The following is a 23,371-nucleotide window of genomic DNA, read 5'->3' as shown; positions in this document are numbered from 1 at the left end:
GTCTGTCTGTCTGTCTGTCTGTCTGTCTGTCTGTCTGTCTGTCTGTCTGTCTGTCTGTCTGTCTGTCTGTCTGTCTGTCTGTCTGTCTGTCTGTCAAGATTATACTCATTACTACTCCCTGTTTACAAGCATATTATGCTTAATTGTTTGATTTAACCAATCAAATTTTTCATTCAAAATGACTGTCAAAGTCAATTGGACATATCAAATGATTCCCTCTATTGAGAACAGTCTTCAGACTCGACGAGTATAGTTTACATCTTTTTTACATATACATCAAGTTTCTTCAAAATGGTCCTCACCCTCAATATTTCAAAAATCCTATATCTTATCCAGTCAATTAAAATACAGGATACAAATATTAGTATGCTCATCCCACCAGATACCAAAAGTTGTTTGTAGATACTACAACTAGCAAAATAATTCCACTTTTCAACAATAAGCGCCCAAAACAAAATCTTATGTCCATGTATTAAGTACACTGCAAAAGATAACGGAGCTATACTAATGGTAATTCTTCTTAATATACTGTTAAGATTCAAAGATTTAAATGCGTATATCAAAAAAATGGCCTGAGCAAGAACAACGGGAGAGTTATACTTAAATAACCCATTTAGCAAATTCGACACATAATTTTCTGATACGTAATTTCTCATGATATAAATACAAAATGCTAATAGTGTTATTATGATATATCCCAAAAGAAACAACGCACTTTTCTTCTCTATTTCTGAAAATCTCCTTATGTACCCTCCAAAATAATATAAAAATACAAGCCAACTTCCACTATATCCAAATCCTGCATAAAATGTATCTCCTATTATCAAAGGAATTATTGAATACATAATAAACATTAGTATTAAAATAATAGTCAAGGAGCCTTTGTTGAGAGTTTCAAATGCAGCATTTATGATAGGCATAAACGCAAAAACCATAAAATACGCGCTAAAATACCAATATAGATTTGATGATACTGGGAAAAATAATTCTTTAAGCTCGTACCCATCTATCCACTCTGGATGGATTAGTCTTGCGAAGAAATAGATCAACACATTATAGAACTCAACCTCTAACCATAAATACATATAGTTTGAAATTTTCCATTTTCCTTCTACACCAACATAACCAGAGATTAATCCAAATACATTTACCGAACAAAATACAATTGCCTCTACAAACCATGCACAGTAGTAATTTGTAGTACCAGGTGTGGCAGATGTAATTATACCGCTAGCCCCAGTCATATGTAGCAACACTATTCCAAACATAGATAGATTTCTCAGTAAATCAATTCCTACCAGGCGTTTTTCTTCTCTCATATAGGTTTCCCGCATAAATACCACTCGGCCAATATCAAGTCCTTGTACTCATCGATATCGACAGCATGTTCCTCTGAAATAATATAGGGTACTTCATTATCATTGAAGCTGGTATCATCGTTCAATTCTGAAATAGAATTGATATAAATAGCTCCATTGATTCGATAAAATTCTGGCATATCCTGACGACGACAGGTTGAAGATACATCCAGCATCTTTTTCATATGCGTATCATCCTGAAGTGTACGAATCAACAAAGGATGATCTTCCACCACGGATACGGACGCCATTGAACGTTCCCCCGACGTAATATACTTCTCCAAGGCACCCTTCAAGTCCTCTCCATCACGAAGTGGAGAGGTTGGCTGCAGGATGACTAAAATATCATACTCCTTGCCCATCTCTTTTAGTGTATTTACAGCATGCAATACTGCATCCAAGGTGGTTGCCGTATCGGATGCTAACTCATCTGGACGTAGGAATGGTACCCATGCACCATACTCCTCTGCTACTGCCTTGATACGCCCGGAATCTGTAGTAATTACTACATCATCTACGTATTCACAGTTCTTACCTGCCTCAATGGAGTACGCAATCAGTGGCTTGTCTGCCACCGGTCGAATATTCTTATCCTTAATGCCCTTGCTTCCGCCTCTGGCTGGAATCAGTGCAAGGACTCTCTTTCCCTGAATCATGCTCTATACCTTATCCGATATACGGATCCTTTAACATTGATAAGTCTCTCTGTAATAACTTCTGCTCCACTTCTTCCGGTGTCATTCGATTATGCAGGTAATCCTCTGCTACCACATCGTCGAACTCTGCATTCTTGCTGTAGCGAATCTCACCGGTAGCATCCTGCTTCTGTCCCTGAATGGTAAAAAGAGTGCCATCTTTGATACGCTCGACTACAGAATCATGAGCAGCCTTTACTGCAATCATACCCAGAACGAACGGATCAGCCTTCTGAGGCTTTGGTAGGGCATGATACAACATATCACCGGCATCCAACTTCTCAGATAACATATGAATTGTTGCACCCACCAACTCAGGGTATCCATCATAGGCAGCCCAGAAGTTACAAGATGCGCCACGAAAGTATGGACTTACACCCATATGGATGTTGATAGCCTTATGGTCTTCTAGGAAGCGGATTAAATCACCCTTGATGAATCCTGAACCAAATACTAGGTACAAATCACTATGAAGAGCTTCATCCAGCTGCTCCATGGTCATGTACTTCAAGTCTCCGGACTTCAAGCAAAGCTGCTTTACATTATTTTGAAGGAATCCAACAGTTCCAAAGACTTCTGCCTCTGCGGCTCTTACGTGCTCGAAGTACTCCTTCATCACCGGCGAATTATCATATCGATCCTTCACCTCTCCAGGGAATACGGTGGTTCCCTCTTCGATGGCATATACAACGTCAGCCACTTCGGAAAGTCTACGAAGCAAGCTTAAGTGTCTTGGCTGATTGCTGGTAAATACTGTAATCTTCATTATTGATTCCTCATTGTCTTGAATAGATTCGAATGATCCTCTCTTGGTATAAAAAATGGATCTGCATTCTCAATTGGATATGCGCGAAATCCCATCTTCACGCCCAACTCCTGCATGATTCCCTTGGTATCATCATTGAAGGAATCACATGGATAGGATACGGTGGTGATGGTTGGAAGGAAGGCTTCCAAAAGCTTCTTACAGGTCGCATACTCTGCCTTCTGATCCTCATAATTCATCATACCAAGGGTGGTTGGATGAGTATGGGAATGAAGACCGATGATATGATTCTCCTTGTGAAGTGCTTTCAACTCCTGCTCCTTTACCCAGAGCAGGTCTACATACTTCTCATAGTCATAACCTGCTGCCTCCATCATGGCATCCATGACGCGATTATATCGGTCTGCACCCAGGATATAATCTCTGGCATAACGGAATCTGCGGTCATTGTCGGTATAGAAGGTACTCTCCGGCTTATAACCACGCCACTTCTCATCCGCAAGTCCTGCAGTTACATCGACTTTCAACATATCCTTGATATCTTCTGCAGCTTCGAAAAATGCTGCATAGAAGTCATCAATCTCCGGATACATATAGAAGCGGAAGTGATGATAAATCTCCAACTTCTCATATACGCCAGTCATTGGAGACGTATAAACAAACCAGAATCCGGTGAGACCTCTATCCTTCATCACCGGACCTGCAATATCATATTGGCAACGCAGTGCATCATCAAAAGTAAGTACCACATCATTCTTCCCTAACTTACCACCGATTGCCTTCTCATAAAATTCTTCTGCACCAATAATGTTATTATTCTTACCATACCAGGTAAGCAAATCATCAAAATCCTGGGCAGATAAGAATCCCTGTGCCTTGATATGTTCTCCACCGTGGAAATGGTGGAACATAATACCATGTGCTTGGGTATTCATGTATTACAATTCCTCAATTCTAACTAAAATGCGCTTGTCAAGTCTACAAAGCTTTTCTGGATATCACGTTCCCATACTTCACTGCTTCGAACGGTCTCCATAAAGCGCTCTGTACTCTCACCCTTACCAAAGTCAAAGGACTTCTTGCGATAGTTCTCAATATTTCCAATAGCTCCTAAAAGTGCTTTCATATCCTCATCTGCATGCTGGATATTGGTATTATCTAGAGAATAACGTCCTGACTGACGAGTTCCCACATCGATAGCAGGAATACCATATACGCTGGTCTCACGTACACCAGCACTAGAATTTCCAATCATAAAGTCAGCATTCTTAAGCAGTGTTAAGAAGTATTCTAAACGAATAGATGGGAACATCTTAAAATGCTGATTATCGCTCAACTTCTTAAATGCGCTCATGATGATTTCAGAACCGTAGTCGTTGTTTGGATATACTACGATATAGTTCTTCTCAGATGCAACCAATGCATCTATCAACTCTTTCACATGACCTTCCAAAATATCAAACTCAGTAGTTACAGGATGATACATAAGAATTCCGTACTTGTCATACGGGATTTCGTAGCGTTCCTTGGCAGCCTTTAATGATGGAAGTTCATCGGATAACATAATGTCGATATCTGGAGAACCAATGATATAGATATCTTCTTCGTGCTCACCCATCTGAAGAAGTCTTGTCTTCGCCTCTTCGTTGCAAACAAAGTGCAAGTGAGAGAACTTAGATATAGCATGTCGAATAGACTCATCGATGGTACCAGATAACTCACCGCCTTCAATATGAGCTACACGATAATTATTAAGCGCTCCTACGATAGCGCCTGCCAACGCATCGATACGATCTCCGTGAACCACAATCATATCTGGCTGTACATGCTTTGCATAACCTGTCAGGTTGCAAATGACATTACCGAGATCATAGCTCATGTCGCCTGTATTATTCTGTGAAAAATCCACATAAATATTCTTATACTTATCCTTCAAAACTTCTTGATAAGTGTTTCCAAATTTTTCAATTAGATGCATACCAGATACATATACATAAGCCTCTAGATTTGAATCTTCTTCCACGCCCTTAATTAGAGACTTAATCTTACCATAATCAGCGCGTGTTCCGGTGATAAATAAAATCTTCTTCATTAGTTTTCTACCATACTCCGTGTTAACTGTATATCGTTTTCGATATCGCAAGTAGCTTTCTTTCCAAGGATATTCTCATACTCTTCTGCTGGAATTTCTCCAGTGCCCGGACGTTTCACCCAAAGATTCTCTTTTGTGAATACTTCTCCGACCTTCACAGGCTTGATTGTAACACACGTTGCAAAGGCAAAATCAATGGTAACTTGCTCTTCTGGGATAGCCCCCTTGTGACCACCTCGCATAAGCGGTACTTCTCTAGCTGCCTGTAAAAGTTCGCCAAGCGCGTGCTCATCCATTGAGCATACGATATCCGGTCCAATACGGTCCATATGATCGGTAAAGTGACGTTCTACCAAGCTTGCGCCAAGTGCAATGGCCGCGATACAAGCATTGTTATTCAATGTATGATCAGAAAGACCAACCGGTACACCTGGAAATGCATGCATCATCTCCTGCATTGCGCCAAGACGAACCCATTCCGGCTTGGTTGGGTACAAATTGGTTGTATGCATAAGGGCATACTGGACACCGTATTTTTCCATAATGTTGACAGTTTTCTCAATGCTCTTCAGGTCGTTCATACCTGTGGATACAATCATAGGCTTACCGAACTCCGCAATGTGTTCGATGAGTGGATAGTTGTTAAGTTCTCCTGATCCAATCTTGTATGCATTAACACCAAACTTCTCTAAGCGGTCAGCTGCTGCACGCGAGAATGGAGTACTAAGGAACAACATCCCCTTAGACTCAACATAATCCTTTAATTCTAATTCTTCCTCTTCAGATAAAGCTGCTTGTTCCATGATGTCATAAATAGAAATATCAGCGTTTCCAGGGATTACCTTCTTGGCAGCGCCTGCCATCTCATCAGAACAAACATGTGTCTGATGCTTAATCAATCTAGCTCCTGCACGATATGCAGCATCCACCATTTCCTTAGCCACCTGAAGAGAGCCATTATGGTTGATACCAATCTCTGGTATAACCAGAGCTGGTGCATTTTCTCCGATTTCTATTGTTTTATTACCATTTTGAATTATCATAATATTGATTGTACCGTTTTTTAACTGTACACTCCTCTCATAAAAATATTAATCTATCTCTTTTTAGTGTATATTAACTTCTATATTTGCATTTATATCATAGAGTTTTATCTTCCCTGTCTTTTGCGGATTATCTGTAACCATCTTGTTGAAACCATTTACACTATCATAGTTCAATTTCGAGTCTGAAAGCGACCATGTTTCTATACCCCAAAATACAGCTAACGTCAACAATGCTGTGCTACCATGCCCAATCACTACGTCTGGTTTATTTGTAACTGAAGCTATTATTTCTTCAATTGATTTTTCTTGAGGCAATGAAACCACTGGAAAATCCACTTCACCCAAACCATCAGTATCTCTTGGATGCATTTTAATATATACCTTATATCCTTTATTATAAAACTCTTTTAGCAAACAAATCACTCTTGTATTATGAGCAGTTTGTACATCTTTTATCTCGTCGACAGTTCCAAGATATATAATATATTTATTCCCCAAATCGTTGTTTTTCTCAACATCTTGTTCAATTACCCTTCGATAGTAATCAACAACCTTATCATTCATAAAACTACGTTTTTTGAATATTGAAAACTCAACTTCACCAATTTTATTACATTCTCGCACAATTACTTTAGCGCAATCACGTATTATCGATTTTAATTCTACATATAATGCCGTTTTTCCCTGTTGTGTTATCTTTATAAACTCATGTCTTGATAAATATGCACCTGTTCCATCATCAATACAAGCTGTATCAACCTTTACATGAAATGCTTTTTTATATTCAACCGCTAAACGTATCCAAGGCGAAACTGGAGAGATAATAACTAACGGATTTCTACTTTCATTAATTGCCGACTCACTTTTAAAACATCGATGATTTAGTTCTGTTAAGCTAAATCTAAATACTTTTATATAATCACAAACTGGAAAATTTATCACATCATCATTAAGCAAGTAACCCGCAGTGCTGTGTTTTCCTTCTATTATTATTCCATTAACATTTCTCTGCAATTGCTCACTTAAATGTAATATAAACGCCTTTACTCCCAATAGATGAAATGGCGTTTCTGCATACCCAATAAAATCAATATTCGAGTTGGAATTTACTTCTTTTATAAAATCATTAACCATCTATATTTATTATTTCCTCGTCAAGTATTTTGATAATAATAATCCTGTTAATTTAAAACCAATCATTTTCTCTATCAAATAAATTGTAAAAACTTTCTTGTTACTGTTATATTTCAATACCCAGTTCTTTTCTTTTAATCTAGCAATTAGATTGTCTTTTGTTTCCCCATCTTTTAATGAAAAAATATTACCGTATAATACAACATATTGAAATCCCGCATAGTGTAAAAGGATTTCTCGCATATTTGTTTCTTTTATGGAACAAACTGATTCTATTGTATCCAACAAGTCCTCGCAATGTTTTTCAGTAACATTATTTGTTATTGACCCTACTCGATTCTGTCGATACACATATAAATCCATATCAATTGTTTGAATCTTTGGCTTGTATAGTAGAAGTCTAAAAAAGAATTCAATATCTTCGCTTTTTATACCTTTTTTAAATAATAAACTGTTATTTACCAAAAACGTTCTTTTATATGCCTTATCACAAGCAGAACCACTTATAATCTGATTTTTAATCATGTATCTGTAGGTTTCTTCCACACTTAAACCTTCTGGAATTGTGTTGTTTAGGTGGTTGTGAATAACACCTGTATCCGGATAACTCTTGGCCATCAAGAACTCAACAATTTCTGTTTCAGTCTCACTAATCACTTTATCTATCTCATAGAGTCCATTATCATACTGCCAATAATCATCTCCATCAAGGAACAAGATATACTCACCTTCTGCAGCTTTGATTCCAGCATTTCTAGCACTACTCAATCCACCATTTTCTTTATGAATAACCCTAACTGTTTGATATTTAGCCTCTAATTCATCACATATCCTTTCACTGCCATCAGATGAACCGTCATCAACCAGTATTATCTCATAATTCTTATAAGACTGGTCAATCACACTTTCCACAGCATATTCTATATATTCTTTTATGTTATATACTGGAATTATTACACTAAATCTCATTTTGTTTCCTAACTATTTTTCTGAAATACGGGCAGCTTTTGTTTTCTTGTGTGTTCTTGATAAAAGATATAAATAAGATAATACACCTAATGGCGTTAATAACACTGTCATTATTTTTTTTGGTGATTTTTTAATATATTTATAATCATGAAGAATGAAACTACAGGAAATATACCCCAAGTATCCTCTCATCTTAGGCTTGAAATATCTGGCTTTTACCATATGCATTTTATAATCTTCTCTGAACCCTTTTGGGTTTCTAAAAACGGCTTCATGCGCCCCCATAGAATATCCATTTTCTTGATACTCTACAACAACTATAGGAATATCTCTTACCAAAAACGGTTTCTCTGGCAGCTGAATCATTTTATAGCCTTCCCCTATCAGGTTCTCACCATCAAACTTTGGAGCATCTACCAGTTTTTTCATTTCATCAGTTTTAAAAACATTCACCGTATCACTTTGAAGTTTATACTTATACAAGAAATCTTGGCAGGTAGCCTTTTTTAATGATTCTGGAAATGATTCACATGCGATCTTCCCACTTTCTAGTGTGGTTTTTGCAAATATACCTATGACGTTTTTATCATCATTTTCATTCCAGATATTTTCTATTTTTTCTACCGCATCATCCATAAGCCAATCATCAGAGTCTACTCCTAAGATAAGCTCAGTATCACACAGTTTATATGCCGCGTCTCTAGCCGTATGGATTCCACCGTTTTCTTTGTAGTAATATCTAATCTCGAATTCTTTTGTTTCAGATTTCCATTTTTCTACAACGATTTTGGTGTCATCTGTTGATCCGTCATCTATTACTTGCCATATAAAATTGTACGAAGTCTGCCTTTTTAAAGACTCGTATACTCTTGGCAACAGTGTTGCTCTGTTATATGTGGAAGTATATATAGTAATTAGTTTATCTTTAGCCATTAATCAATTCCTTCTGTTTTTTGCATGGAATAATCAAGAACCAGCTTCTTATAAAATAATAAGTACAACACAAATAACCCCCATGAGAATATTGATATAACCAAGCCTACTTTATAGCCTGGAGTCACATATTCGAAGGCTACTGAATGTTCTCCTTCTGGCACTTTTATAATCATCATTCCGCCAGAATTTATAATATCCACTTGTGTATCATCTACATATGCGCTCCATCCATCATCATTTGGAACGGCGAAATATACATATTGATCCTTGTCATAATCTGTTCTACATGTAAAGCCTCGATTGTTTCTTACAAAATTTTCTACCGCTTTGCTGGCATTCTTTTCAACATAATCTGAAACAGGAATTGAAACATTTACTGTGTCCTCAGCCAATTCCTTCCTCATAAGAGCAGTTGAATTGTTTTCCTCAATTACTGGTGCAATTAAAAGTGCAAGACCTCTGTCAACAACGTTTATTTCTTTTAATCTTTCCATTGTGATGTATGAATCAACAGCGTAGCCTATTGGATTCGCGCACACCTCAACCATATATGTCGATCCCAAATCATTAGGATATTCTGCTATCAACTGTCCATTAACAACTGTATAATCCGGCGTTATATAATACTTTCCACCAAGTAACTCGGCTAGCCCCTTATACTCATTTTTGTTAATAGCACAAACCGGGTCATAATAATCAAACAATGCTTCAAATTCTCTTATACTGTTAGAATCTGTTGAGCATTGATTATTAAATCCCGCCAGATTATTTACCATAGAATCCAAATTGTAAGTATCATTAAGTCGATATTGATTATTTGGAAGCTGATACTGTGCAGCACTTTGGAAATTTGCCTTATATTGTTCTACAGGCACACCATGCTTTGTATAGATATATAGTGTTAAAAAAGTCGTTCCAAAAGCGAACAGCGAAACTGTAGCAAGAATCACCTTAAAAGGATTATCAAATCTAGTACATAAAAAATATGTAATCAGCAACCCTAAGCCAGCTATCATGATTAGTGTGTATAGCTTAAAATGACTATATATTAAATCTGGCTCTGCTTCCGAATAATTTACAAATTCTAATAAGACATACAAAAACGCAATTAGGGCACCATAACCGATGGCTCCTCCAAGAATTGTGATCTTGTTTTCTTCCAAATTTTCAAGAACCTTGATGGATGCCAATGCCATCATCAACACTAGCATGTACCACCATCTCATTTGGGATTCGTTGTATAAATAAAAGGCCTCACTAAAAAATGGGAAAAAGCATGTACATATTAAAGCTATTAGTAGCTTAAACAGCCAATCTTTGTTTTTTAGCATGTAGGCAAAAACAAGTACAAATCCAACCATCGGAAGATACATACCAGAGCTATAAAACTTCTGTAAATAAACACTACTTAAAGAAGTCATTGCTTCTCCTGGAAGAAGCATGGACTTAAACAGATAAAGTAAGAACCTAGGCTGCCATTCAAGAATCTTTTCAAGATAAATGGAAGTTCTTGCTCTTGGATTGTCTGTAATAAAAATGATACTTGGAATGAACAACACCGCTGCCATTCCTACACCAAGCACACCTGATATAATACACTTACCTGTTCTTACTAAAAATTCTTGAACCGATACAATTCCAACAAATCTGAAGATAAAATATATAATACAGAAAATAACCTCTCCTATAAAGAAGAAGTAATTCAGGAAACAATTTAAAAATACGGCAAAAATAAATAATCTATAGTCTTTCTTCTCATGGATAATCTCTATTCCAATTAGCAACAACGGAAATAGCGCTATTACATCATGAAAATGATAAAAAATAAGATTTATAGAAGAATAACCTGAAAATGCATAAAGAATAGCTCCTACCATTGCCCATCTGGTATCTTTTACAAATCGCTTTAAATATATATATGCAAATAATCCTGCACAGGCATACTTTAGCATATATATCCAGCCAGCAATGTAAGGAAATGCATTTGCCGGGAAGAGCATTGTGAGCCAAAAGAAAGGGCTTCCCAGGCAGTAAAAGCTGTAGGCATTAAGTGTTGATGTTCCCAAATCCACATCCCAACTAAAGCCACTAATTCCTCCATTTAAAATTGCTTTGTGGGCTGAAATAGTAAAAGGTATTTGTTGATCATTAAAATCATTGGTGATGACAAGGAAGCCATCACCTTTCCATATGAAGTATATAAATGATAATAAAGCTATTCCAAAGCAAATAAGAAATGTGAATATCTTTTCATTGAATTCTTTTTTGTTTTCAATAGTAAACAATTTTCCCATTAACTAATATACTCCCCTTTATAGGATTTCTATTTAGATTCTCCCCAATTATTCCCTTTTAGATTAACACTTATCATTGTTGCTACAACAAGGCCTGCATTCAAAAGATATGTGTTTGTCTTGGCAATATATTCATAACTATAAAAAATATTTAAAATAACAAAAGCTGGTAACAATAATACCTTTATTTCGGCTGTCACTTTTTTGCTGATTACAAGTCTAATAGCATTAATTACTGTGCATATTTTAAATGCATATATCACAGCGAAACAAACAATGCCATAGTCTCTACCAAAGTCTAACCATAAGTTAAAGCTGGTATTTATTCCGTTTGAAGTAATGTATGACGGATTGTGCCAATTGATAAAGAGAAGTTTGAACATTTCTTTCATGTTCAAAAACTTTGCACTTTTTAATAAGCCTCCGTCGATGCCCCAAAAGCTGGTGTAATACTTTGATTTTATATTTACTATGTCTAGGTTAAAAATAAGTAGGCTTAGAGCAATTATGGCTGTGATTATAGTCGCTGATATTACTCTTGCTTTTACTTGATTATCTATCTTTGAACTTACTAATTTGTTTATTAGCAATGCTAACAATACAATTAGTTCTACTACAAAAATATAAGCATTGTATCTTCCATGTAATTTTATCATTACAGGCTGAATTACAATTGCTGCCAAGATAAGAATTGTTGAAATCGCTTTATGATTTTTGAATGTTATAACAGCCCAGATAAGAGATGCGCTAATTCCTAAAAAGAAAAACTCAACTAGCTGCAAATTCATAAGCTCCGGATTAGCTTGTTTTATTCCAAAGTATGTACCTATAGCACCAGTTTTCTTTGTCAGTGCTATAGACATAATACCATATATTCCTAAACCTATGAATAACGCAAAATAAAGAAGAGTAGTGTTGTTTCTACCCTCACTTTTTCTTACCAACGATAGGCCTACAATATATGCCAATACAGGTGCCATTATTTCAGTGGCGTGCGTATCCACTAAACCCCTAAGAAAGAAGTTTGAATAAACAACTAATATTAGCGCTTGAGCTAATATTAAAAGCGCCGTATCATAACAGATTCTTTTATTTATTATAATGCCACCTGCAATTAAAACTATACTCACTATTATAAACGCTTTCAGAGATATGTTTTCACAGAACGTTCCGTATAGCAATAATAGTAAAGCACCAATAATCGTATATCCCTTATTTATTATTTCATTACTAGGATTCTTCATTTACGTATTTAATCCCTTCACATTGTGCCATGTGTGTTATAACTGGACCACTTTGTTTTTCCTGTTCCAGCTTAGCTCTAATCATTCCTGCGAGGAAGAGTCCATAGCACAAATATAATCTAATAGAAAATGCTGCACCTTCAATAATATAGTTCAGGTTTAATAGTATAAAACCTGGAATTAATAAATATTTTATTCCGAAGTCTTTTTCTTTTATAAAGCAAAGCCTAGCGGCATCTATAAATGTCAGTAATAAATAACATACCAGGCATGCTAGAACCGGCAAGCCATAGTGATTACCATAGTCAAGCCACATATCATGGCTACCTATTTCTGACAGCTCGTTATAGCCACCTAATGGATAGTTCTTAAGGTTAGATAGAATTGTTAGCGTTGAGGCTATACGAACATTTTTAAGTAAACCTCCATCTCTAGATAGGAAAGAGTTGTTATAAATATCTCCTAATCCAAAGAGATTAATCTTTACTAATAAGATAACCAATACAGCCATAGCAGATATGACACCAACAATCTTAAGAAGCTGCTTCATCTTTTCGTGGCTGAAATTATCAATGTAATACATTGCCACTACAATTATTATGCCAGCAAAAACAGCTACTAAGCTGAATCTCCCCTCATGATATATCATTAAACCAAATATCGTAATATTTAGTAAGCTAATCAGAGCAAAGTAAGCCTTTTTCTTTTGTCTGTATAAAAAAGCGTATGCAAGTGCTCCCTGTACCAATGTGAAAAACATTTCAGCACTACTTCTAGAATAGTTTTCATCATTCCAAAAGCGATAAAACAGTGTAATCCACATGCTCCCTCGGATATGTGTGTAAAGAATATCTCCAAGACAAAGAAAAGCCATTGCAAAACCTAAAACATTATACGCATAGAAAAGTCTTTTATCGGAGCCCTCTTTCTTTCCAACTACGAGCTTTCCCAGCAAGTATGGAATAACCAATATCCACGCAAAAGCCACATCATATTTAGCATAGTTAATATTATCTTTTACTGCTACAAGCAAAAATGCTTCAAATAAAAAAAGTAGTTTTAAGTCAAACTCTATATGACCAGTTATTGCCACACCTGCCACAAGCACAATGGCCATCACCATTCCTGTAGCAAACCACTGCTCATATGTAATAGCTGTAAGAACAAATGAAAATGTAAATACTGATGCCATCAGCACTATAAACCAATAATCATACAGCTTTTCTCTAATCTTCATAAACTAAATCCTATTCTCTAATCGAATAAATCTTAATTCCGTCGCATTCATCCACCTGCTTGAACTCAGCACCAGGATGACGTTTTGTAATATAATTCACAAACTTCTCTGGCAATTCTCTTGTGCAGAAACATACATTATCCTGCAAAAAATCCTTGCTGTAGAATCCGTCTGAAAAATCGTTTTCTTCCAATTGATTCCAATACTCTGGAGTGTTGTACTGCCAGCCACCCCACAACGCCAAGTTATTTGGCATTACATCTGTGTATGTTAAAAATGGATCTACTGGAAGAGATAAATCAAAATCATAAACATAAAAGTTCTTGTGATTAGCTATTGCGTATCTATCCAGGCTCTTTGCCTGACTGATGTCCTTTGCTCGATTTACATCATTGCAAACTGCATAAGTGTACTTCACCACGTTTGCTTCTGGAAATTTGTTGCATAGCAAAAATGGCATAATTGCAAGGAGCACTGGGTATGCTAGCTTGAATGGGAGTTGTTCCATGTCTGCTAACGCATCCAGCAGCATCATCACTGCTGGTATTAGATACACATAAATCAGCGCCTGATAAACTCTAAGTGGGAATCTTCCCTTCAGCAAGAAGTATGCAGATGCAACTATGAACATGGCTGTTAGTAAATCAGCACATGCTAATCTCTTGTCTGCCTTCTTTTTAATTATAACTAATATATTTCCAACAAAGATTACAAAAATCAACATACCAGTCTGAATATTTGACATCATGTTTGATTTGATTATATCCTTTGCCTTTTGAACTCTGTCATTAAATGTTACTCCACCATCGCCATAGGTCTCGTTAAGCTTATCGAAGTTTTCTATGGTGACATTTTCATCCATGAAGTACCAATCTTCTGCTAAGTCAAATAATGTGTCATCCCAACCAACCGCTTCATAGACATCTTCATTGCCTTCGTATGATAGGTGTGGGTAATCATTCCAGGTGCCAGCACTTTTATAATACTTATTGAAATCTGCAACGCCTGTTATGTTTTCATATACAGTGTTTGAGACGAAGGCAGCTGCAAATAATAGTATTAAGGCTATGCCTGTTTTGATAACGCGCTTTCTGTTGCTCCAGAAATGAGTGAATGCTACGATGCACAATCCGCTGAGGGCTACAAAGCCCATTTGCTTACGCATTTCGTATGATAGCACTAAGGCTACTGCTGATAGTACTATCCAGATGTTGTAAACATCATCTTCCTTTAGGGATAGGTAATACAGGCAAACCGCTGCTGCTCCTATTATTCCTGCAGATACAGTGTACTGCAAGGCTGTAACAAAATGAAACATTATGGTGATTAGGATAATAGCAAATGTGACAATTCCTAAATACCACTGCTTCTTTGCTGCCTTCATGTATGCTGAACAAATGCATATTAGGCTGACTGCTATGGCCGCAAGCTGAAGTACTGTGTACCATGCTATTCCATCATAAATCTTGTAAAAAAAAGCTATAAGGCCATACCAAAGAAATCCACCAAACACTGAGCCGATTTCTTTATGGCCTGTCATATATCCAGCTGTAAAATACATCAAAGTTCTATCATCATTGTTTTGAAAGCAGATAGGGCATTTCCACCATATTACTGCCAACATCACTGCCACTACCACTGTGGATATAGCTATGACTCTTTTTTCTGTATGCATTATTCTTATCCTTTTGTTGGTAATATGACTTTTTGAGCTACTTTTGCTTTTGTGGCTCATTGTTCATATTGATTCTTTATCTTTTACTCAGCATCATAATTTAACTGAATTGATTTCTTGCCATAGTAAACATTTGGCATAATGAATTCTTTGTCATATACTGTGTCAAACTTCACAGCATACACATCACCATCTGTCAGTCCGGTATACAAGAAGTATGGAGACCATGTGATTTCTGCTGGTCTGTGGATGACAACATCATCTTCTGGCGAGTTTTCAATTTCTGTAATTACTCCGTCCCAGAAGGCGTAGCTATCTTTAATGAGCTGTCGCTTTGCGTAGATGTCATACTGGATGACTGTCTGATATCTACCAATAATGATTAAGGCTGCTGAACCTAATACAACGATAGCTGAAGATACTGTGATAGCTATTTTGTTGTTTAGGCTAAGGTTCAAATTGTTTGAAATCCATCCACCTAAGCCAAGGAATGTAATTGCGATTCCAATCTCGATAATGAAATCCAACAAATACTGCATTCTAATATCAAGATAACTTGTGGTCATTGCACGTCCATACACATATGGGAACAATGTACCAAAGGCCACAAGGAATAATAATACTACTCTTAAAACTATTTTTCCAATGTTATTATCTGTTCCTGCTTTTAGTCCTAGTATAAATAGTAGTGCAAAGAATACAAGTGCTAATGGGTGATTGCGAAGTATATCGTAAATACGAATTAGCATGTCGTAGATAATCTGTCTAGTTGCGAGAACAACATCAGGCTGGATTTCATATACCTGCTGTCTAGCAAAGTTTCCTGGAGCAAATACTACTGTGATACCACCAATGATGAATATTACAAGTGGAATAATTGCTTTGATTAACTTGCTCTTATCTCTCAAATTTACCTTTGAGATGAATCCTACCGTATAAATATATAGCAGACCAATTGCCACATCCATAAACTCATTTGTAGCAGGTATTAATCCTGCTAAAATTGCAAGCACGTAGTACTTATTATTTTCTGTGTCATAATACTTAATTGTAAAGGCTACAGTAAGAAGTAATAATCCCAAAGGAATGGCATATGCTGTAGCTCCCACATACCAGTTATAAGTCTCTGAATAATAATATGTGGTATAGAATACTGCTAAGCTTAAAAACACCGCAATCTTAGAGTGCTCTTCACTCATCATCTTCTTGTATATTGTGTTGAGCGAATAATGAAGCATGATGAAGGTCAATGCAAACACTGCCATCATCCACACTCCATAAGTTCTTCCAAGATGTGTATGGCTGTTAAGCGGATTAATCATCTTCTGGAAGAAGAATGTAAGCCATCTTCCGCTGTGATATTTCCAGTTCCACCAGCTATATCCTGCTGCATTTACCAGCAGATTGTCTGATATGGTGTTGCTACCAAAAGCAAAATCATCTGAGGCTGGCACCGAATTCATTATCGCAAATGCAATTGGAAGAAATATGGCTGTATATAAAATTCCAAGTATAAGATTTATAGATAGTTTTTTCTTTTCCATTATTCCTCTATATTAGTCTATGTTACCTTCTGAAGATAAATCTTAGATTGCTATCAGAAGGCTTGTTTATCTATTATGAATTTATCTTAACTTATAAATTCTAGTATTAGCAAAAGTCTCTATCAACTCTGCGTCACTGTTCATCATGAAGTCATCAACTTCTTCACCAATTCTGGTGCATACATACTTTGATTTAAGACCATCTAGGTTTTCCATAACATAGCTATCATCACAATCGCTGATACCCATTCCAGCTGGCAAAGCATAGAGATCATCAAAAGCCATTGAAAGGGTGTAGATAGCTGTGTTATCCCATTTATTTTCTGAGATAGGCATAAGCTCTGTTAGGCGCTTTTGCTCCACTTCGTAGCTTGCTACCTGATCTTCGTTCAATGGATAAATCTTGTTGTAGAAATCATCCTTTGAAAACCAAGACAAGTATAGCACTATCAATATAGATATGATTGCTACAGTTCGCTTGTCTATCAGATAATTTACTAGCATTATGCCTACGATTGCGCAAGCCATAAGGTGTCTTGAACCTTCTTTGGCGTTGTATAAAAGCCACATGGCTGTGACAAGCATTATGCCTACAGCTATGATGACTAGGTAGATGCGTTCTAATCCACTTAGGGTTGCGCCTGCAGCATTGTTATGTATACTGTTCCTTTGGTTTTCCTTTATATCTTGTCTTAGGTCTTGCTTTTTGTTTTTGCTTTCTTTGTGCAAGTATAACAGCATACCAATTACAAAGAAAAACACTATATACCAGGTTCCACGCATGCTATCTCTCGTCAGTGCACTGACCATATACTCAAGTGTCTCTTTACCGCTTAATAATATAAGCTTTATAGCGTGCTTTGGATTGAGTAAGCTCTCTGTGTTTACAATATCTGTAAAGTATTCTGCTGCAAAGAAATGCTTTTGCAGTGCAAAGGCTATGGCTGATGCAATCATTACAATTATTTGCATAATTGCATCTTTGTAGGTCAGAGCCTTCATTGCATTCTTAAAGCTCTTTTGTGTTTCTTTAGCTTCTGCATTTTCTAGCAATCCATCCTTTTGCATTCTGTTGCTTGTCAAAACATACAATAGAATCAGTCCAAAAGCAACATAGTATCCTCTGATTAAGGTTAAAAATATCATTGCTATATTACAAACAATGATAGAGGCTTTTGATTGTTCTCTTATATATTTTATTAAGCAAACGAAAAACAGAAATACTAAAAATGTAATATATGATTCTGGTGTTCCAGAAAATATATATCTGGAATTACATGAAAAGGCTGTCCAAATGACACCTGATATAATTAACTGCTTATAGTTTGGTTTCAGTACTAATGCAAACACAGCAAATATCAAGCAGTTTAAAACCATGTTAAAAATCATAGGTGTGTTGTAATTCCACCCAAATACTTTTCCTACTACATAAAAAGGAATCATGCTAGCAGGATTCCATGCTCCAAAGGTTCCTATCCTGGCTGTGCTCTCGTTGAAGCCGAAATAACCTTGAGGCACACCGTACTTTAGCATTCCTTCTACGTGCTTGTAGTAGCTAAGCTCGTCATTCCAGCCGGAACAGAAGATGGAGTATTGGCCGATACCGACACCATTTTTTATCATATATAATCCACATCCAACAAGCGGTATAAGCACAGCAACTATCACTTTAACCCATGTCTTCTGGAAAAACCTATTTATTCTAGCCGTCATCTACTCTTCCACCTTCCATTCTTCAAGCATTCTACTTTCAGAACTGAAGTTGAATATCTTTCTGTTATCTACTATATATGGCATCACATACTGCGGTATTAAACTTTCTTCAAAAGCAATCTTCACTTCCTCATTAGGAAAGGTCAGAGTGTATCTACCAAGTCTTCTATCATAGTCATTTATTGTAATGTAACCAGTCTGATACAATAATGGTATCAAATCCAAGGAATCACCAGTGTAATCCTTCAGCGAGCTTTCGCTTGCATAAAGAGTTTTGTCTGTGAATTTTCTAACATCAAAATCACTCTTTGATATCCTCTGTACCAAAAAGCTTGGTGTACCTGTTTCAAACCAGTAAGAGCCAAACTCCTTGGAGAAGAACACATTCATCACACTGTAAGGATTATATATATTCACACCATCCTGGTGGAATTTGTAGCCATCGTATTTCTTCTTTAAGATAGCCTGGCATTCTTCCAGCTTAAGGCTCTGTGTCTTTGCTAAAGCATCAGTCTCATCCTTGAAATAATCTTTGATTTCGTCTTCTGTGATACCGCATATTCCTGCATAATCTCTATTCAGAGATATATCCACCAACTGATTCAAATCACTGAATATGCTGACCTTATGAAACTTTGTGACACCTGTGATGAATATAAAATGAATAAACTCATCTTCGCTTTTAAGGGTACTGAAAAAGCCCTTAAAAACATCTTTGTTATGCTGCTGTAGCTCAGGGTCTTCTATTACCTCAAGAAGAGGCTTGTCATATTCATCGATAAGAACAACACAGCGTTTGCCAGTTTGTTCTGAAGCAACTCTTAATAGGGTTGCAAATCTCTCTTCTAGTGGTATACCTTGGCATGTTATTCCATACTGAGGTTCCCATTTATTGAGCAAGCCATCGATCTTTTGCTCAAGAGCCCCCTTAGATTGGTAATTTTTCCCATTAAAATCAAAATAAAATACTGGGTACTGCGCCCAAGGATTCTCTTTTTGTTCCTCTAGCTTTTCAATATCAAGTCCAGTAAATAGTTCCTTCTTTCCCTCGAAGTAGGCACGCATGGTAGAGAGTAGCAAGCTCTTTCCAAATCGTCTTGGTCTGCTAAGGAAATAAGGGATATTGTTTGAGGCCAAATCAAATACATATTTAGTTTTATCAATGTATAGGAAATTCTCTTGTCTTAACTTCTCAAATGACTGAATTCCCAAAGGTAATTTTTTCATTTGGAATCCTTTTTACATATAGTTTGCACCCCAGCAAAGAAGCTGGAAGTATCTGAGTCCCATCAAGATATGGACTCCGAACACTGACCACTGGAGTATAAGTTTTAAAGCAAATAGTATTTTATTAGTTTGTATTGTTGGTGATTCCTGGCATGTCTTCAGTCCAAATAGTGCCAAGGTATCTCGCAATACCACAACTGCCGAAATCATAAACACTATAAACAGCCCACAGATATAGCCCCAACCAAAGTTAAAGTGCCACTCTCTAAAGCCCTTTTCATAAAGCACAAGGGCCATCACTGTAGCTGCAAGGTATACTTGCCAGCCGAAGCGATACTGGGCGTCGGTTTTAAGGTCTTTTAAATGGAACAGCAATGCCACAAATGGGAAGGCTGCACCAAGTAACAAAGCAAGTGGAATGTTTGTGGTGTACTGGCCCCACACTCTTCCGATTCCAAAGCCAATTCCGCGCTCCACCGAATCTGCACCCTGGCCTGTGAACACGCCAGAATACTGATATAAAAGAGCGATAATTGTAGGTATATAACAAACTCCCATAAGGAGGGTTTGTCTGAAGTTTTTGAAGTGGCATGCCACAAATCGCCATACCATAATAATGCCTGCTGCAGCCATGTGGATAATGGTGTAGCTTGGCTTTGACATTGTTGCAAGAAGTAGCGATGCTGTGAAGCCTACATACAAGCCATATTCTGACAAAAATCGTTTCAAAGCTGCTGGAGCTTCTACTAAATCAATCTTTCCATCTTCTATCACATGATAAGGCTCTGTATTGACCTTTTTTACAAGTTCCTTCTCATATCTAACCAAAGTGGCCGCGCCAAGCACGAAGGCCAATATCATAAATGGCCTTGCTGCCATATAGGTGGCATTGTGCCAAGGGTTTGAAGACATTACACCTTCGTAATGATATCTAATACCAAACTGCTTAAAGAAGTCTGAGAAGATCATGGAATCAAAGAACAATCCCAAGGTACAGAAGGTGGATAAAAGTCTGGCACCTGTCTGCTTGTTCAAAACCACCTTTGTGATAATCATGCCAAGTGCCTGAAAAAGCATCACTGTGATTGCCATGGCAATCTCTGGATTATATATAAGAACAGCTATCAGATGGCCTGTTTTAAACAACACAGGGTATGGGAAATCAAACTGAGTTTCCCTACCCATCATCTCTGATATATATGGCAGTATGTCTGACATATATGTCTCGCCATCGGTGTGTACCTGTCTGGAAAACAGATAGTACATAGCAGCACAGCTGCCTATCAGAGCTACCGCAAAGCTAGCCCAATCCAGAGCCTTATAATACTTGCTAGATAATATCTTATTTAATTTTGCTGAACTATTATTATCAAACATTTATTTCGACAACAAGACAAAATCCCCATTTGTTGCAACCTCATTAGCATACTCTGAAAGCAGGTACTGGCCGCACTCAGACTCCAGCAACTCCTGGTATTTGTCTATTCCTTTATCAATCAAAACAAGGTTTGCCACATAGTCAGGGTTTGACTCCCAGAAGCTTAAAAGCTGAGTGTCAATCTGAGGTCTGGTGTAAGGCGAACCTGTTGCCATAATGGCATCTGTATTTAAATAAGCAGTAGAGTTGAAGGCAAATGTCACCAAAAGCTTGTCCTCTGGTGTCACATAGTCGTTCATCAGCTCCATAACCTGCTGATTTTTATCATAATCCTCCTGTGACAAGGCAACCCCCTGAAGAGCCCCCTCTGTCACATAAAATCTCTGTTCAAACACATGGTGGAAGCCACCGTTCTTATCAGGCATCCAAATGCAAGTGAAGAAAATCTCTGCAAGGAAAAGCCCTGTCACCAAGTGATGATACTGCTCGTTAGAAATGAGCATAGCAATCATGGCAAGGACGATGTAATATGCCATGTGCCCTGGCACGGTAATATCCTGATTTGTAGAAATAGCCCACACCCCCTGTGATACGCAGGTGATAGCAAACACTACCCAGCAAACCAAGGTGGCAGAAATGTCTGCCTGCTTGTAAGAGCCAACCACTGTGTAGCTAGACTTTGCCTCTCTGGCAAAATATGGGAACCACCAGAATAAAATCAAAATGCCGTAAATATATCTAGAGTAGCTGATGCTGTCCACTTTGACCACGCACACAGCCACCATGAAAGCGATCCAGTATACGCCAAGGATAACTTCTGCCGCAACCTCTGACATAGCTCTGAACTTCTTATAAAGCTCGATGCAAACCACTGGGAAATATGCGATGGCAGCGGTTACCACGTAGCTGAGCACCATCATTCCAAGGCGTACTACAAAAGAATCATCATAATCGTTTGATGAATTCAAAAACAGCATAAAGCTGTTAATACCCTGAAGGATACCGCAGGTAAACTGCATATATACAAGGTACAGTGCCCCGCACACCAGGCAGGTAATACCGTAGATTGTCAAGTTCTTTATCATCTCATAGCCCTGATAGCTGAGAATCAATCCTCCAATAACAAATGCAAATGGAAGGATAATCATGGTAGGGTATGCAAGGATGCAGATGCAGCTTGCGATGCCCATAAGCACGAAATAAAAGCCGTGGTTATGCTGGCAATATCTGAAAATGAAACAGATGAGAAGAATCAGCCCAAAATCACAGATGGATTTGTAAGAAAAATTCCTCCAGCCAACAATAAATAGGAAATAGAAAAGAGCTGTGTAAAACGCTCCTTCCTCAAACTCTGTCTTCTTAAGTGTGAAGTAAAGGTATACCGCAATCAGAAGTCTGAGAATCATGTATACGATTCTGGTGTAAAGCACCATTCCAACGCCGATGGAAGTGAGGCTTGGCTCCAGTACCTGATAGTACAGTGCGAAGATTGGATACATCAGCACTCCCGCCATGTTGTACTCTGACCAGGAATCCACGAACACTCTCTCGCCCTGATAAATACCTCTGTATAGGGTGAGAAGCCCGTTTTCATCCAGATACATACCCTGCACCAGGTTGACAAACACTGCCGCCCCCAACACAACCGCCAATATAATCTTAAAAGGTGTGGAATTAAATAGCTTCGTCATTTCTAGTAAAACCCTTTTTCTCCAATTTAATTATTTATACATATACGCTTGTATTCTATCACAACGTAACTGTATAAGCAAAAAAATCGAGAGCGGATGCACATTCGTGCTTCCACCCTCGACAAAAGTCGTTCAACTTTTCAATTATGTTAATATAATAGTTCTACTTTGCCAGACTGTCAATGATTTTTCTTTCTATTTTCACCTAGTCTCACAGCCTTTATGGCATCCTCAATATCAGATCCCTTGATTCCAACAATCCTAGCCCACTTCTGAGCATTTTCCATTGATTCGGCATAGTCATTAAAATCAGTATTCTTGAATGGCACCTCTTTTAAATCATTATTGTGTACTATTTTCATCTTAACGCCT

At 37.4% G+C, this 23,371-nt stretch carries 19 protein-coding genes; all 19 read right to left on the bottom strand.

Translation table 11 applies throughout. The annotated features are described in order from the left end of the window. Positions 1-254 precede the first annotated feature (254 nt). On the bottom strand, positions 255-1,319 hold the full coding sequence (locus BLR54_RS09610) for an acyltransferase (protein ID WP_176761910.1): 1,065 nt from the start codon (positions 1,317-1,319) through the stop codon (positions 255-257). Beyond that, positions 1,316-2,014 carry an acylneuraminate cytidylyltransferase family protein gene (locus tag BLR54_RS09605; protein ID WP_090420184.1) on the bottom strand — a complete coding sequence of 233 codons (699 nt, stop codon included), beginning with the start codon at positions 2,012-2,014 and terminating at the stop codon, positions 1,316-1,318. The genes BLR54_RS09610 and BLR54_RS09605 overlap by 4 nt, the downstream gene beginning before the upstream one ends. A gap of 10 nt (positions 2,015-2,024) precedes the next feature. Continuing rightward, complete coding sequence (locus tag BLR54_RS09600; protein ID WP_090420181.1) at positions 2,025-2,819, bottom strand: formyltransferase family protein; 795 nt, start codon at positions 2,817-2,819, stop codon at positions 2,025-2,027. Beyond that, positions 2,819-3,754, bottom strand: coding sequence for a polysaccharide deacetylase family protein (locus BLR54_RS09595; RefSeq protein WP_090420178.1), 936 nt, complete (start codon positions 3,752-3,754; stop codon positions 2,819-2,821). Before BLR54_RS09595 ends, BLR54_RS09600 begins: the two co-directional genes overlap by 1 nt. Positions 3,755-3,777: 23 nt before the next feature. Next, complete coding sequence (gene neuC, locus BLR54_RS09590) at positions 3,778-4,911, bottom strand: UDP-N-acetylglucosamine 2-epimerase (RefSeq protein ID WP_090420175.1); 1,134 nt, start codon at positions 4,909-4,911, stop codon at positions 3,778-3,780. After that, positions 4,911-5,954, bottom strand: coding sequence for an N-acetylneuraminate synthase family protein (locus BLR54_RS09585; RefSeq protein ID WP_090420172.1), 1,044 nt, complete (start codon positions 5,952-5,954; stop codon positions 4,911-4,913). Before BLR54_RS09585 ends, neuC begins: the two co-directional genes overlap by 1 nt. Positions 5,955-6,017: 63 nt before the next feature. Further along, complete coding sequence (locus tag BLR54_RS09580) at positions 6,018-7,091, bottom strand: polysialyltransferase family glycosyltransferase (RefSeq protein WP_090420169.1); 1,074 nt, start codon at positions 7,089-7,091, stop codon at positions 6,018-6,020. Positions 7,092-7,100: 9 nt separating this feature from the next. Continuing rightward, positions 7,101-8,060, bottom strand: coding sequence for a glycosyltransferase family 2 protein (locus BLR54_RS09575; RefSeq protein ID WP_090420166.1), 960 nt, complete (start codon positions 8,058-8,060; stop codon positions 7,101-7,103). A gap of 12 nt (positions 8,061-8,072) precedes the next feature. Beyond that, on the bottom strand, positions 8,073-8,993 hold the full coding sequence (locus tag BLR54_RS09570; protein WP_090420163.1) for a glycosyltransferase family 2 protein: 921 nt from the start codon (positions 8,991-8,993) through the stop codon (positions 8,073-8,075). After that, positions 8,993-11,290: a YfhO family protein gene (locus BLR54_RS09565; RefSeq protein WP_090420160.1), complete on the bottom strand. Its 2,298-nt coding sequence runs from the start codon at positions 11,288-11,290 to the stop codon at positions 8,993-8,995. Before BLR54_RS09565 ends, BLR54_RS09570 begins: the two co-directional genes overlap by 1 nt. A gap of 29 nt (positions 11,291-11,319) precedes the next feature. Beyond that, on the bottom strand, positions 11,320-12,534 hold the full coding sequence (locus tag BLR54_RS09560; protein WP_090420157.1) for a hypothetical protein: 1,215 nt from the start codon (positions 12,532-12,534) through the stop codon (positions 11,320-11,322). Continuing rightward, on the bottom strand, positions 12,521-13,771 hold the full coding sequence (locus BLR54_RS09555; protein ID WP_090420153.1) for a hypothetical protein: 1,251 nt from the start codon (positions 13,769-13,771) through the stop codon (positions 12,521-12,523). Before BLR54_RS09555 ends, BLR54_RS09560 begins: the two co-directional genes overlap by 14 nt. Positions 13,772-13,781: 10 nt before the next feature. Beyond that, a complete protein-coding gene (locus BLR54_RS09550) occupies positions 13,782-15,446 on the bottom strand; it encodes a hypothetical protein (RefSeq protein ID WP_090420150.1) in 1,665 nt (554 codons plus the stop codon). Between the two features lie 83 nt (positions 15,447-15,529). Next, positions 15,530-16,990 carry a hypothetical protein gene (locus BLR54_RS09545; RefSeq protein WP_090420146.1) on the bottom strand — a complete coding sequence of 487 codons (1,461 nt, stop codon included), beginning with the start codon at positions 16,988-16,990 and terminating at the stop codon, positions 15,530-15,532. A gap of 81 nt (positions 16,991-17,071) precedes the next feature. Further along, on the bottom strand, positions 17,072-18,703 hold the full coding sequence (locus BLR54_RS09540) for a hypothetical protein (protein ID WP_090420143.1): 1,632 nt from the start codon (positions 18,701-18,703) through the stop codon (positions 17,072-17,074). Then, a complete protein-coding gene (locus BLR54_RS09535; RefSeq protein WP_090420140.1) occupies positions 18,704-19,930 on the bottom strand; it encodes an ATP-binding protein in 1,227 nt (408 codons plus the stop codon). It abuts the gene before it with no gap. Positions 19,931-19,942: 12 nt separating this feature from the next. Then, complete coding sequence (locus BLR54_RS09530; protein ID WP_090420137.1) at positions 19,943-21,307, bottom strand: hypothetical protein; 1,365 nt, start codon at positions 21,305-21,307, stop codon at positions 19,943-19,945. Beyond that, on the bottom strand, positions 21,308-22,999 hold the full coding sequence (locus tag BLR54_RS09525; protein WP_143008421.1) for a glycosyltransferase family protein: 1,692 nt from the start codon (positions 22,997-22,999) through the stop codon (positions 21,308-21,310). Between the two features lie 179 nt (positions 23,000-23,178). Further along, the gene (locus tag BLR54_RS09520) at positions 23,179-23,361 is read right to left on the bottom strand and encodes a hypothetical protein (protein WP_090420132.1); all 183 of its coding nucleotides are present in this window, start codon (positions 23,359-23,361) and stop codon (positions 23,179-23,181) included. Between the last annotated feature and the right edge of the window lie 10 nt (positions 23,362-23,371).

Source organism: Pseudobutyrivibrio sp. YE44, from assembly GCF_900104335.1.
GTDB lineage: Bacteria > Bacillota > Clostridia > Lachnospirales > Lachnospiraceae > Pseudobutyrivibrio.
This window is presented reverse-complemented; position numbering and strand designations above follow the sequence as displayed.